A 13,647-nucleotide genomic window follows, 5' to 3' on the forward strand; every position below is an offset into this window, starting at 1 on the left:
GTTGAGGCCCGAAACACCCTCACCCGGCTGAAATCGGCGCTGAAATCCGCATAGCGGCCCCACAATTCATACCGATTCAGTACACAATCGCCGAAATTGATACAATTTAGGCTGAAATTCACGAAAACCAAGCCCCGCCGCCTTGACCGGCACGGAATCTGTCGGTAGCCTAACGGTTGCAAAAATGACGCTTTGGTCATTTTTTCCTGCCGTTCCACCCAGTAACGCTTCTAAGGAGCTGGTTCTATGGCTTGGCGTGCATTCACGGCCTTGTGTCTGGTCCTGTGTTCCCTACTTCCGGCGTGGGCTTCCGACACCCTCAAGATCGGCGCGGTGCTCTCCGCGAGCGGCCCCGCCTCCTTCCTGGGCGAACCCGAGAAGAACACCCTGGTCATGCTGCAGGAGCGCATCAACGCCAAGGGCGGCATCGGCGGCAAGAAGATCGAAGTCGTCATCTACGACGACGAGTCCGACGTGAACAAGGCCGTGCTGGCCGCCGAAAAGCTCATCAAGAAGGACCAGGTCTCCGCCATCGTTGGCCCCTCCATCTCCGGCAACACCCTGGCCATCATGAACAAGGCCGCCGAGGCCAAGATTCCCCTGCTCTCCATGTCCGCCGCGGAGAAGATCGTGAATCCGGTCACCCCGTGGGTGTTCAAGACCCCCCAGTCCGACCGTCTGGCCGTGCAGGGCATCCTGGCCCACGCCAAGGCCGCGGGCGTCGCCAAGATGGCCATCGTCACCGTGTCCGACGGCTACGGCCAGAGCGGACGCGAGGTGCTCAAGGAGCTCATCCCCGCCGCGGGCATGGAGCTCGTGGCCGACGAGGTCTACGGCCCCAAAGACACCGACATGACCGCCCAGCTCACCAAGATCGGCGGCGCGGGCGCCCAGGCCGTGATCTGCTGGGGCACCAACCCCGGCCCGGCCGTGGTGGCCCGCAACCGCGCCCAGCTCGGCATGAAGACCCCCCTGTACATGAGCCACGGCGTGGCCTCGCAGAAGTTCATCGAACTGGCCGGGGAGGCCGCCGAGGGCCTGGTGCTGCCCGCGAGCTGGCTCATCGTGGCGGACCAGATGCCCGACGGCCCGTACAAAACGCTTCTCACCGGATACATAACCGACTATACTTCGAAGTTCGGCGTTGCCCCGTCGGCTTTCGGGGGCTATGCCTGGGACGCGCTCACGCTGCTGGCCGAGGCCGCCCGCATCTCCGGGGACACCACCCCCCAGGCCTTGCGCGACGGCCTGGAGAAGGTCTCCGGCTTCGTGAGCGCCACGGGCACCTTCACCTTCTCGCCCACGGACCACAACGGGCTCGACGCCTCGAGCTTCGCCATGGTCGAGATCAAGGGCGGGAAGTTCGTCCTGCTCCGCTAAAGGCGGGATGCGGGGCCGACAGGACGACACCGGCGCCGCCTCTCCCCTTGGGCGGGGGCGAGCGCCCGAGCGACGGTCCTTCGGCTGACGGCGACGCGCCGACAACTCATCATCGTTACGGCTGAAGCGCCGCGCGGGCAGCCCGCGCGGCCAGGCAAGGGGAGACGCATGATGCTTCGTATTCTGGGTCTTGTGGCGGCGGCCGTGCTCTGGGCCGCGCAGGGTTTCGCGGCTGATCCCATCAAGATCGGCGCGGTGGTCTCGGTCTCCGGCCCGGCCTCCTTCCTGGGCGAACCCGAGAAGAACACGCTGGAGATGGTCAAGGAAGAGATCAACGCCAAGGGCGGCCTCCTGGGCAGGCCCGTGGAGCTGGTGCTCTACGACGACGAGTCCGACGTGAACAAGGCCGTGCTGGCCGCCGAGAAGCTCCTGAAGAAGGACGGCGTCTGCGCCGTTGTCGGGGCCACCACCTCCGGCTCCACCCTGGCCATCATGAACAAGTTCCCGGCGGCCAAGGTGCCGCTGGTCTCCATGTCCGCTGCCGAGAAGATCGTCACCCCGGTGAACCCCTTCGTGTTCAAGGTGGCCCCCTCGGACCGCCACGCCGCCGGGCGCATCCTCAAGCACGTCAAGGCCCAGGGCTACAAGAACATCGCCATCCTGAGCGTGTCCGACGGCTTCGGCCAGGCCGGGCGCGAGGTGCTCAAGGAGCTGGTGCCCGCCCAGGGCTTCACCCTGGTGGCCGACGAGGTCTTCGGCCCCAAGGACACCGACATGACCGCCCAGCTGACCAAGATCGCGGACGCCAAGCCCGACGCCATCATCTGCTGGGGCACCAACCCCGGCCCCGCCGTGGTGGCCCGCAACCGCGCCCAGCTCGGCATGAAGACCCCCCTGTACATGAGCCACGGCGTGGCCTCCAAGAAGTTCATCGAGCTGGCGGGCGAATCCGCCGAGGGGCTGATGCTCCCGGCCGGGCACCTGATCGTGGCCTCCCAGCTGCCCGACTCCCAGCCTCAGAAGGCCCTGCTCATGGCCTACACCGCCGGATACCAGGAGCGCTTCAAGTCCCCGGTGTCCACCTTCGGCGGCCACGGGTGGGATTCGCTCAAGCTGCTGGCCAAGGCCATCGAGACCGCCAAGTCCGACAAGCCCGAGGACATCCGCGACGCCCTGGAGAAGGTCGCCGCCTTCCCCGGCATCGGCGGCGTGTTCACCTTCACCCCCACGGACCACAACGGCCTGGACGAGAACGCCTTCGAGATGGTCGTCATCCAGGGCGGAGACTGGAAGATACTGCAATAACGGACGGCCGGGGGCGACCCCGGCCGCCTTCCCCACCGCACACATGCTTTTCGGCGCGCCGCAATACCTCGTCTCCGGTCTGACCGTGGGAGCCACCTACGGGCTTACCGCCCTTGGCTTCACCATGATCTACAACACCACCGGGATCATCAACTTCGCCCAGGGCGAGTTCGTGATGCTCGGCGGCATGCTCTCCGTGGTGCTGCTCAAGGCCGGGCTGCCCCTGCCCCTGGCCATCCTGGCGGCGGTGCTCTGCTCGGCCCTGGCGGGCTGCCTCATGGAGCGCGCCGTGATACGCCCCGTGGGCCGCGCCGCGCCGGTGAACCTGGTCATCATCACCATCGGCGTGTCCATCCTGGTGCGCGGCGTCGTCATGCTCATCTGGGGCAAGGACACCTTCGCCCTGCCCGCCTTCTCCGGGGCCAAGCCCCTGCGCTTCCTGGAGGCCTCGGTGCAGCCGCAGAGCCTTTGGGTGCTGGCCATCACCCTGCTGGTGCTGGGGGCGCTCAAGTTGTTCTTCTCGCGCACGATCCACGGCAAGGCCATGCTGGCCTGCGCCTGCGAGCGCAAGGCCGCCGCGCTCATGGGCATCTCGGTCGAGCGCATGGCCATGTTCTCCTTCGGCATGTCCGGCTTTCTGGGCGCGGTGGGCGGGGCCATCCTGACCCCCATCACCCTGACCTCCTACGACGTGGGCGTGATGCTCGGGCTCAAGGGCTTCGCGGCCTGCATCCTGGGCGGGCTGGGCAACCCCTTCGGCGCGGCCGCGGGCGGGCTGATCCTGGGCGTGCTGGAATCCTTCGGGGCGGGGTTCATCTCCTCGGCCTACAAGGACGCCTTCGCCTTCATCGTGCTGCTCCTGCTGCTCTTCGTCAAACCCACGGGCCTCTTCGGCGGCCCCAAGTCGGACAGGGTGTAGCCCGTGGCCGTATCCGCCCGCTCCCTGCAACTGGCCGTCTTCGCGGGCCTGCTGGCCGCCGCCCCGCTGGCCCTGCCCAACGACTACTACATCAACATCCTCATCCTGTGCTGCTTCAACGCCCTGATCGTCATGGGGCTGAACCTGCTCATGGGCTACGCCGGGCAGGTGTCGCTGGGGCACGCGGCCTTCTTCGGCCTGGCGGCCTACACCACGGCGTTCGTCACGGCCACGGCGGGGCTGCCCGTCTGGGCGGGGGTGCCGGCCGGCATCGCCGTGTCCGCGCTGGTGGCCTGGCTCATCGCGGTGCCCACGCTCAAGCTGCAGGGCAACTACCTGGCCATGGCCACCCTGGGCTTCGGGATCATCGTCTCCATCGTGTTCAACGAGGCCGTGAACATCACCGGCGGCCCCTCCGGCTTCGTGGGCATCCCCCGGCTGAAGCTCCTGGGCTACGCCTTCACCTCGGACACGGCCTACTACTACCTGGCCGCCGGGGTGCTCTGGCTGGCCACGCTCGTCTCCCGCAGGATCATCGACTCGCGCACGGGCCGCGCCCTGCGGGCCATCCACGTCAGCGAGCAGGCCGCCCAGGCCATGGGCGTGGACATCGCCCGGCACAAGCGTTTCGTGTTCGTGCTCTCGGCCGTGTACGCGGGCGTGGCGGGCACGCTCTACGCCCACCACCTGACTTTCGTGGCGCCCTCCTCCTTCGGGTTCAACTTCTCGGTGCAGCTCATCACCATGGTGGTGCTGGGCGGCATGGCCAGCCTCTGGGGCGCGGTGGCCGGGGCCTTCTTCCTGACCTCGCTGCCCGAGTTCCTGCGCGTCTTCGAGGAGATGGACATCCTGATCTACGGGGCCATGCTGGTGGCCTGCATGATGTTCATGCCCTCCGGCCTGGTGGGGGGCCTGGGCAAGCTGGCCGCATGGCTCAAGCGCAAACTGACGGCCAACCCCACGCCCGGGCAAAAGCCTGGACAGAAACCCGGACTCAAGGCGGACTCCCGTGGCTGAGTTGCTCCCCGAGCTCCTGGCGGTCCGGGGCGTCTCGGTGCGCTTCGGCGGCGTGCAGGCCCTCACCGAGGTGGACCTCACCGCCCGCGCGGGGGACATCACCTCCGTCATCGGCCCCAACGGCGCGGGCAAGACCACCCTGCTGGGCGTCATCAACGGCGCCGTCACACCCCTTGGCGGCAGCGTGCGCCTGGACGGGGCCGACCTCTCGGGCCGCCCCATCTTCGAGCGCGCGGCAGCGGGCGTGGTGCGCACCTTCCAGAACCTGGAAATTTTCTCCAACATGACGGTGCTGGAAAACGTGATGACCGGCGGGCACCTGCACGCTGGCTACACTCTGCTGGACAGCCTGCTGCGCACCCCCCGCTTCCGGCGGGAGGAGAAGCGCCTTGCCGCCCTCTGCCGGGAGAAGCTCGACTTCGTGGGCCTGGCCCACAAGGCGCACCTCCCGGCGGCGGACCTGCCCTACGGCGAGCAGCGCCTGCTGGAGATCGCCCGGGCCATCGCCGTGGAGCCCAAACTGCTCCTGCTGGACGAGCCCGCCGCGGGCATGAACAACAAGGAGACCCAGCAGCTCGGGGCCATCATCCGGCGCATCCGCGGCGAGCTTTCCATCGGCGTGGTGCTGGTGGAGCACGACATGGAGCTGGTGATGGACGTCTCCGACCGCATAACGGTGCTCAATTTCGGGCGCATCCTGGCCGAGGGGACCCCCCGCGAGATACAGGACAACCCCGAGGTGGTGGCCGCCTACCTGGGCGAGGACTGATGCTCACCCTGACCAACCTGGACATCTCCTACGGCCGCATCCGCGCCGTGCGCCGCGTCTCCATGCATGTGGACGCCGGCGAGATCGTGGCCCTGATCGGGGCCAACGGCGCCGGCAAGACCACCCTGCTCTCCGCCATTTCGGGCCTGCTGCGCCCCGAGGCCGGGCAGGTGGTCTTCGACGGCAGGGACGTGACCCGCTTCGCCCCCGACAAGATCGTGCGCCTGGGCCTCTCCCACGTGCCGGAACGCCGCCTGGTGTTCAAGCCCCTCTCCGTGGCCGACAACCTGCTCCTGGGCTCCTACACGCGCCACGGCAAGACGCCGCGCTCCGTGCTGGACCAGGACCTGGACTCGGTGTACGCCATGTTCCCGGTGCTGCGGGAACGCGCCCGCCAGCCCGCCGGAACGCTCTCCGGCGGGGAGCAGCAGATGCTGGCCATCGGGCGCGCGCTCATGGCCGGGCCGAAGATGCTCTTGCTGGACGAGCCGGGCATGGGCCTGGCCCCCACCGTCTGCCGCGACATCTTCAAGCGCGTGCTGCAACTGCGCGAGGAGCGCGGGCTCACCGTGCTGCTGGTGGAGCAGAACGCCAAGAGCGCGCTGGCCGTGGCGGACAGGGGCTACGTGCTGGAGACCGGCAGGGTCATCCTGCAGGGCCAGTCCGCCGAGCTGCTTGCCAACCGGGACGTGCAGCGCGCATACCTCGGCAGAGACAAATCACGGGAGGAGTGATCCCAGATGAAACGTATCGCCCTGTTTGCCCTCATGATGCTCCTGGCGGCCTCCACGGCCCTGGCCCAGGGCAAGTTCGTCACCGATTTCAAAGGTATCCCCTTCGGCAAGGACCTCTCCGAGGTCGAGCGCATGGCCCCCACCGAGAACCGCGGCGAGGTCAAGCTCTACAAGCGCTACGCCGACGACCGCACCTTCCAGGGCCTGCCCCTCAAAGAGCTGCACTACGGCTTCTTCCAGAACAAGTTCTGCCTGGCCATGTTCTCCACCCAGGGGCCAAGCGCCTACAATACGCTCAAGGCCTATTTCGACTCCAACTACGGCCCGGCGCGCCAGCACACGGTGAACGTGAAGCGTTTCGACTACACCGCCGGTGAAGTGGGCATCCAGCTGGCCTACAACGACAACACCAAGATCGCAGAGGTCAGCTACCTCTACCTGCCCATCACGCGCCAGTTCATGCCCAAGCAGTAGCCTTTACCCCCGTCCAGCCCCGGGGCGGGCCGCCCGCCCCGGACGCCAACCCCTTGCAGCGAGGCCGTCCATGATCTGGGAACCAAAGTACGAAACCATGGAGCGGGACCAGCTGCGCCAGCTCCAGCTGGAGCGTCTCCAGTCCACGCTGACCCGCGTGGCCCGCAACGTGCCCTACTACCGCAAGGCCTTCGCCGAGGCGGGCATCGACCCGGACGACTTCCGCAGCATCTCCGACCTTGCGCGCATCCCCTTCACCACCAAGGCCGTGCTGCGCGACGCCTACCCCTATGGGTTCTTCGCCGTGCCCCTGCGCGAGGTGGTGCGCCTGCACGCCTCCTCCGGCACCACGGGCAAGGCAACCGTGGTGGGCTACACCGCGGGGGACATGAAGAAGTGGGCCTCCCTGGTGGCGCGCGTGCTGGTGGCGGGCGGCGTCACCCGCGAGGACGTGGTGCAGATCGCCTTCCATTTCGGCCTGTTCACCGGCGGCTTCGGCTTCCAGCAGGGCGCCGAAGCCCTGGGCGCGGCCCTTGTTCCGGCCTCCAGCGGCAACACCCGCCGCCAGATCGCCATCATGCAGGATTTCAAGACCTCCGTGCTGGTCTGCACGCCCGGCTACGCCCTGCATCTGGCCCGCGTCATGGAGGAGATGGGCGTCAACGCCAACGCGCTCAACCTGCGCCACGGCCTGTTCGGCGCGGAGAGCTGGTCCGAGGCGGCCAGGGCCCAGATCGAGGACAGGCTCAAGTTGACCGCCACGGACAACTACGGCGTGAGCGAGGTCATGGGGCCGGGCGTGGCTGGCGAATGCCTGGAACGAAACGGCCTGCACATAAGCGAGGACCACTTCCTGGTGGAGGTGGTGGACCCGGCAACCGGCGAACCCGTGGCCGAGGGCGAGGAAGGCGAGCTGGTCATCACCACCCTGTCCAAGGAGGCCTTTCCCCTGATCCGCTTCCGCACCGGGGACCGCACCCGCCTGCTGCCCGGGGCCTGCCCCTGCGGCAGGACGCTGGCGCGCATGGCCAGGGTCAGCGGCCGCGTGGACGACATGCTCATCCTGCGGGGCGTGAACGTGTTCCCGGGGCAGATCGAGTCCATCCTGCTGGAGATCGAGGGCACCACGCCCCAGTGGCGCGTGGTGCTGGAAAGCGAGGGCGGCCTGGACCGCGCCACCGTGGAACTGGAAGTGGACGAGAACTTCGTGTTCGACCGCATGGCCGACCAGCAGCGCTTTCTGGATACGGTGAAGAAGCGCCTGACCTCGGGGCTCGGGGTCGGGTTCGAGGTGCGCATGACCGAGCACGGCTCCCTGAACCAGGAGGAAGGCGGCAAGAGCCGCCGCGTGCTGGACCGGCGCGGCGCGTAGCGGGGCGGTGACGGACGGCGCGTCAGCGGATCAGACCGTCACGTCCAAGCCCTGGGCTTCGGCCTGGGCCGATGTTGCCGGGGCCTGTTTCGGCAGGCTCTGGTACTGCCTGATCTGCCTGTTCACGGCGCTCTGGGCGTCCGTGATCTTCGCGTACTCGGCGCGGGTCATCACGCCGTCCTTCATGGCGTCGGTCAGCAGCGAGCGCCCCTTGGCCGCCAGGGCATCCAGGTTCTTGAGCTGGTCGGCCGTCATGCTCCCGTAGGACTTCACCGACTTGAGCACGCCTTCCACCATGGCCTGTCCGCTCTGCATGGCGGAGACGGTACGGCCCTGGTTCGCCACAGCCTTGTCCTGGCTTTTGGTCTTGGCGGGCTTTGAGTTGGCGGCCGGAATCATCTTCTCCAGCGCGGCCTTCTCGCTCTGCGTGCTCTGGAGCACCCGCTTGTACTCGGCGCTGCTCAGCCTGCCGTCGGCCGTGTAGCGCTCAAGCAGGGCGTCCGTGGCCTTGGACATCTTGACCAGCGCGGCGCGCTCCGCATCGGAGAGCTCCCCCGACTTGCCGGCGGCCTCGATGCTCTCTTCCAGCTTCTTTCGCTGGTCCGCGATGTCCGCCAGATAGGCGGCGCTCTGCTTCGAGGCGGAAGAAGAATTCGTAACGGACTGCATGGCTGCCCTTTGGCCGGCTCGCGCCCGGCCATCTCTCACATATTGCCACCTTGGGGACCAACCGGGCGCAGCCCCCTGCGCCCCCCCGAACGCCGCGCACGCCAGGCGCGCGGCCCGCTACACGCTCACGCTCACCGGCTTGTACGCGGCGCTGGCGGCATTGGTCGTGGCGGCGGCCGCCGCCGCGGCAGGCTGTGCGCCCCCCTGGTTGAAGCTGCGCAGCGTGCGGCTGAAGGCGTTCTGGGCCTGCATGGTCTGCAGGAACTCCATGGCGGTGATGGTGCCGTCAGAGCTGGCCCCGGTCACGGACTGGGAGGCCTGGGTCTGGAGCTGCTGCAGCTGGGCCAACTGGTCGGCGCTGTACTTGCCCGAGGTCTGGCCGGCCTGCAGGCGGGCGTCCAGCCTGGATTCCCGCGAGGTCATGATGTTCTGGGCCAGGGTCTGCAGGTTCTTGTAGAACTGATCCGCCACGGAGGCAGCGTCCTGGGCGGCCTGGGCCGAGGGGTCCGTGGCCTGCGCGGCGGACTGCGTAGCGGACTGCGTGGAGGTCTGGCCGGTGGCGGTCGAACCGGTCTGGGCGCATCCCTGGCAGTCGTTCTGGGCCTGGTCGGGGTGGATCGTCTGGTAGATCTGGCGGCCGTTGGACTTGTAGGAGTCCATGATGGACTTGAACTCCTCGTTGCTGATCTGGCCGTCGGCAAGGGCCTGCTGGGTCATCTGGTCGGTCTGGTCCTCCAGGCTCTCCAACTGGCTGGCCTGGTCGGTGGTCAGCTTGCCGGAGGCCAGGCCCTTGGCGATGCGCTCTTCCTGCTTGTGCTTGCGCTTCTGGATCATGCTCTGAAAAATAGAGCTCATATCGCTGGACGTGGACGATGTGACGGCATCCATGGCTCACTCCCCGCCGGGGCGCACCCCGGCAATATTTTCCGATCCTGGCGGATCGCGGGGATGTTTGCCAAACCCGTGCCGGAAGAGCCGCTTCCCTGCGGGGCGGCTCTTTGCTAGGCTGGGGCATCGACAACGCCAAGGAGTGTCTCATGTGCACCGTCTCCGCCCTGGGCAAGGGCGTCGCTTTCCATAAGATGCAGGGCTGCGGCAACGACTTCGTAATCATCGACAACAGGGAGCTGCGCCTCCCCGTGGAGCACATGCGCGAGTGGGCCATCAAGGTCTGCCGCAAGTGCTTCGGCGTGGGCGCGGACGGCCTGATCTTCCTGGAGCAGGCCCCGGCCGGGTCCGGCGCCGACGTGCTCTGGCACTTCTACAACGCCGACGGCTCCCGCGCGGAGATGTGCGGCAACGGCGCGCGCTGCGCCAGCAAGCTGGCGAGCCTGTTGGGCCTGGCGGGGAAGAGCTTCGTGCTGAGCACCGACGCCGGGCCGGTGGCCTGCGAGGTGCTGGACAACGGCCAGGTGAAGGTGCGCCTGACCCCCGCCACGGACCTGCGCCCCGGCCAGGATCTGGAAGCGGCGGGCCAGAAGCTCACCGTGCATTTCGTGAACACCGGCGTGCCCCACGCGGTGGTCTTCCAGCAGGACGTCTCCCTGACGGACGTGAAGCGCCTGGGCAACGCCGTGCGCTTCCACGAGGCCTTCGCCCCCAAGGGCACCAACGCCAACTTCGTCCAGGTGAAGGATTCCGGCCACCTGCTGCTGCGCACTTACGAGCGCGGCGTGGAGGACGAGACCTACGCCTGCGGCACCGGGGCCTGCGCCTCGGCCGTGATCGCCCACAGCCTGGGCCTCACCGGCCCCGAGGTGGAGGTCACCACCACCGGCGGCGAGGTGCTGGGCGTGAGCTTGGCCGGGGGCGACGTGTACCTGCGCGGAGCGGCCGAGGTCTGCTTCAGCGGCCAGCTCTACCCCGCCGCCCTGGGGCTGTCCGGCCTGTAGCGCCGACGGCCGCAGGCCAGCGGAGCCATCCGGAAACAACGCTCTGAAATTATCGCCGCGCCCCCGCGGGACATGCCCATGCCTCGCGGGGCGCGACGCCAGGACCGTCATGCCGCGCTATACCGGGATCAACCACCTCGCCCTGGCCACCGGGGACATGGAAGCCACCATCCGCTTCTGGCGCGACCTGCTGGGCATGCGCCTGGTGGCCGGCCTGGGCCGTGAGGGCTACCGCCAGTACTTCCTGGAGATCTCCGAGCGCGACATGGTGGCCTTTTTCGAGTGGCCCCAGGTGGAGCCCCTGCCCGGCAAGGACCACGGGGTGCCCGTCAAAGGCCCCTTCGGCTTCGACCACGTGAGCATCGCCGTGGCGGAAAAAGACGACCTCTTCGAACTCAAGGCGAAACTGGAGGCGGCCGGGTTCTGGGCCTCCGAGGTGCTCGACCACGGGTTCATCCTCTCGCTCTACAGCTTCGACCCCAACAACGTGGCCATCGAGTTCAGCTGGCCCGTGCCCGGGGTGGATCTGCGCGCGCGGCCGCGCATGGCTGATTCGCACCGCCCGCCCTGCGGCCTGGAGGGCAGCGAGCCCCGGCCCGGGTTCTGGCCTCAGGCCGACCCCATCCCCGAAGATGACCGGCGCGTCTACCCGGGCGAAGGGCGGGAGCTGATCGAGGACGATTGATCCCCCTTCGGATTCACCTTGCCGCCGTGTGCGCCTGACGGGCGGGACTCGGCCGTCCGAATCCCCGCGGGCCAAGCCGGGGAGTATCTCTCCCGGAAATTTTTTCTTCGTGTCCCGCATCTCTATCGCTCCTCAACGCTGGACGCGGCTATGACAATAGTGGATAATGAGAAGTATTCACGCCCGCCCCGTCCATGGAGATTCCATGCCCAGGTTGAAGCCGCTCGGAATAATCTCCGTCTACGCCATCGCTAGCGCGTTGTGGATATTCTTTTCCGACAAGGCCGCCGCGACGCTCTTTACGGACTCGCCCGACGTTCTCCGCTGGGTGAGCACGCTCAAGGGCTGGTTCTACGTCGTCGTCATCGCCGGCATGCTCTGGCTGCTGCTGAGACGCTTCGAAAAGCAGCACTCCGTCCAGGCCGCGGCCCTGGCCGAGAGCGAATCGCGCTATCGCTCCGTGATCGAGAACATCCCCGACGTCTACTACCGCACCGACGCCGCCGGGAACCTGATAATGCTCAGCCCCTCCGTGCTGCCGCTGCTCCGCTACGACTCGCTGGATCAACTGCTCGGGAGGTCCAACGCGGGTTTCTGGGAACACCCCGAACAGCGCGAGGCCTTCATGGAGCTCATCAACCGGCAGGGCGAAGTACGCGATTACGAGGTCAGCCTCCTGCGCAGCGACGGCATCCCGGTCGTGGTCTCGACCAGCAGCAAGCTCTTCCGCGACTGCACCGGGGCCGTGGCCGGCATCGAGGGCATCTTCAGGGACATCTCCACGCGCAAGCAGGCCGAAAGATCCCTCAACGACAGCGCCGCCAGGCTGCGCCGGGCCGAACTGGTGGCCGGGACCGGCAACTGGGAGATCGACCTCACCACCCGCATCGTGACGTCTTCCGAGGGCGCGCGGAAAATCTACGGCATGACGACAGGCGAAATGACCCTGGAGGCCGTGCAGAGCCTGCCCTTGCCCGAATACCGCACCATGCTCGACAACGCGATGCTCGCCCTTGTCTCCAACGGCGAACCGTACAATGTCGAGTTCAAGATCCAGCGCCCCGAGGACGGCGCCATCCTGGATATCCATTCCATGGCCAACTACGACCCGGCCAGCCGCATGGTGTTCGGCATCATCCAGGACATAACGGCCCGCAAGCACATCGAGGACTCCCTCCGGGAGGCCCTGGCCTTCAACGAGAGCATCTTCACCTACTCTCCGGTGGCAATCGGCGTGTTCGACGGCTACACCGGGCGTTGCGTCCGGGCCAACCCCGTGCTGGCGGGAATCACCAGCCTCGACATCGAGGCCCTGGGCAAACGGGGCTTTCGCGATGTCGAATCATGGTTGACCAGCGGCCTGGAGGACCTGGCCGAGCGGGTTCTGGCCGATGGCATCTCCCGCCGGTCCGAGGTGAACCTGAAGGGCGATGGCAGGGAGCTCCGGCTGGACTGCACGCTGGCCCGCATGGAGGCCAAGGAGGCGGGGTTCCTGCTGCTCATCGCTGCGGACATCACCGAGCGCCGCCGCATGCAGGAGATGATGGTCCAGACCGAGAAGATGATCTCCGTGGCCGGACTCGCCGCGGGGATGGCCCACGAGATCAACAACCCCCTGAGCGGCATCCTGCAGAACGTGCAGGTCATGCGCCGGAGGCTTACGCAGGAATCCGAGGTCAACGCCGAAGCCGCCAGGGAGGCCGGGTGCTCCTTCGAGAGCATCGCCCGCTTCATGGAGTTGCGCGGCATCCTGGACAGCCTGGACAACGTGCGGGACGCCGGGTTCCGCGCCGCCCACGTGGTCACCGGCATGCTCGACTTCAGCAGGCGCAGCGAGTCGGACAATGCCCCCGCCGACCTGGCCGCCCTGCTGGACAAGACCGTGGCCCTGTGCTCCACCGACTACGACCTGAAGAAGAAATTCGACTTCCGCAACATCCGCATCATCCGCGAATACGAACCGGACCTGCCGGAGGTGCCCTGCTCCAAGACGCAGATCCAGCAGGTGGTCATGAACCTGCTGACCAACGCCGCGCATTCGCTCATGGGCAGATCCCTCCCCACGATCACTCTGCGCACTGCGCACGAGGGCGAGGTGGCCCGCATAGACATCGAGGACAACGGCGCGGGCATGGACGAGGCCACGAGGCGCAAGGTCTTCGAGCCCTTCTTCACCACCAAGCCCGTGGGAGAAGGCACCGGGCTCGGCCTCTCGGTCTCCTATTTCATCATCACCAGCAACCACGGCGGCAGCCTGGACGTAGCATCCACCCCCGGCAAAGGGTCCTGTTTCACCATTCGGCTGCCCTACCGCGCGGGCTCCGTGTCCGCCGCCAGACGCAACGCCAGGCTTCACGCCTGAGTTCCGCCGGCGTCCACAGCCTCCTGCCTCCTGAACCGTCCTCCCCTCTCTCCCCAGGTATCGTGGCGG

At 67.3% G+C, this 13,647-nt stretch carries 13 protein-coding genes; 11 read left to right on the forward strand and 2 right to left on the reverse strand.

From position 1 onward, the window contains the following. Positions 1–246: 246 nt before the first annotated feature. The 8 genes from MLE27_RS10420 (at position 247) to MLE27_RS10455 (ending at position 7,970) form a co-directional block, all read left to right on the forward strand. Complete coding sequence (locus MLE27_RS10420; RefSeq protein ID WP_243312010.1) at positions 247–1,380, forward strand: ABC transporter substrate-binding protein; 1,134 nt, start codon at positions 247–249, stop codon at positions 1,378–1,380. Between the two features lie 168 nt (positions 1,381–1,548). Continuing rightward, complete coding sequence (locus MLE27_RS10425) at positions 1,549–2,685, forward strand: ABC transporter substrate-binding protein (protein WP_243312011.1); 1,137 nt, start codon at positions 1,549–1,551, stop codon at positions 2,683–2,685. A gap of 43 nt (positions 2,686–2,728) precedes the next feature. Then, the gene (locus tag MLE27_RS10430; protein ID WP_243312012.1) at positions 2,729–3,604 is read left to right on the forward strand and encodes a branched-chain amino acid ABC transporter permease; all 876 of its coding nucleotides are present in this window, start codon (positions 2,729–2,731) and stop codon (positions 3,602–3,604) included. A 3-nt stretch (positions 3,605–3,607) separates the two neighbouring features. Continuing rightward, a complete protein-coding gene (locus tag MLE27_RS10435) occupies positions 3,608–4,621 on the forward strand; it encodes a branched-chain amino acid ABC transporter permease (protein ID WP_243312013.1) in 1,014 nt (337 codons plus the stop codon). After that, the gene (locus tag MLE27_RS10440) at positions 4,614–5,390 is read left to right on the forward strand and encodes an ABC transporter ATP-binding protein (RefSeq protein WP_243312014.1); all 777 of its coding nucleotides are present in this window, start codon (positions 4,614–4,616) and stop codon (positions 5,388–5,390) included. The genes MLE27_RS10435 and MLE27_RS10440 overlap by 8 nt, the downstream gene beginning before the upstream one ends. After that, entirely contained in the window at positions 5,390–6,124 is a 735-nt protein-coding gene (locus MLE27_RS10445; RefSeq protein ID WP_243312015.1) for an ABC transporter ATP-binding protein, read from the forward strand. The genes MLE27_RS10440 and MLE27_RS10445 overlap by 1 nt, the downstream gene beginning before the upstream one ends. A 6-nt stretch (positions 6,125–6,130) precedes the next feature. After that, entirely contained in the window at positions 6,131–6,598 is a 468-nt protein-coding gene (locus tag MLE27_RS10450; RefSeq protein ID WP_243312016.1) for a hypothetical protein, read from the forward strand. Positions 6,599–6,668: 70 nt separating this feature from the next. Further along, on the forward strand, positions 6,669–7,970 hold the full coding sequence (locus tag MLE27_RS10455) for a phenylacetate--CoA ligase family protein (RefSeq protein ID WP_243312017.1): 1,302 nt from the start codon (positions 6,669–6,671) through the stop codon (positions 7,968–7,970). A 30-nt stretch (positions 7,971–8,000) separates the two neighbouring features. Here the strand turns inward: MLE27_RS10455 and MLE27_RS10460 are convergent, their stop codons facing one another. After that, positions 8,001–8,639: a hypothetical protein gene (locus tag MLE27_RS10460; RefSeq protein WP_243312018.1), complete on the reverse strand. Its 639-nt coding sequence runs from the start codon at positions 8,637–8,639 to the stop codon at positions 8,001–8,003. 117 nt (positions 8,640–8,756) lie between these two features. After that, a complete protein-coding gene (locus MLE27_RS10465; RefSeq protein ID WP_243312019.1) occupies positions 8,757–9,494 on the reverse strand; it encodes a hypothetical protein in 738 nt (245 codons plus the stop codon). 182 nt (positions 9,495–9,676) lie between these two features. On the opposite strand from MLE27_RS10465, the gene dapF reads away from it, so the two are divergent. The 3 genes from dapF to MLE27_RS10480 all read left to right on the forward strand — a co-directional run bounded on the left by dapF (position 9,677) and on the right by MLE27_RS10480 (position 13,578). Continuing rightward, a complete protein-coding gene (gene dapF / locus MLE27_RS10470; protein ID WP_243312020.1) occupies positions 9,677–10,531 on the forward strand; it encodes a diaminopimelate epimerase in 855 nt (284 codons plus the stop codon). A gap of 109 nt (positions 10,532–10,640) precedes the next feature. Then, positions 10,641–11,216, forward strand: a complete 576-nt coding sequence (locus MLE27_RS10475) for a VOC family protein (protein ID WP_243312021.1) — start codon at positions 10,641–10,643, stop codon at positions 11,214–11,216. A gap of 205 nt (positions 11,217–11,421) precedes the next feature. Beyond that, on the forward strand, positions 11,422–13,578 hold the full coding sequence (locus MLE27_RS10480) for a PAS domain-containing sensor histidine kinase (protein WP_243312022.1): 2,157 nt from the start codon (positions 11,422–11,424) through the stop codon (positions 13,576–13,578). Positions 13,579–13,647 lie beyond the last annotated feature (69 nt).

It is taken from the genome of Fundidesulfovibrio agrisoli, from assembly GCF_022808715.1.
Lineage (GTDB): Bacteria > Desulfobacterota > Desulfovibrionia > Desulfovibrionales > Desulfovibrionaceae > Fundidesulfovibrio > Fundidesulfovibrio agrisoli.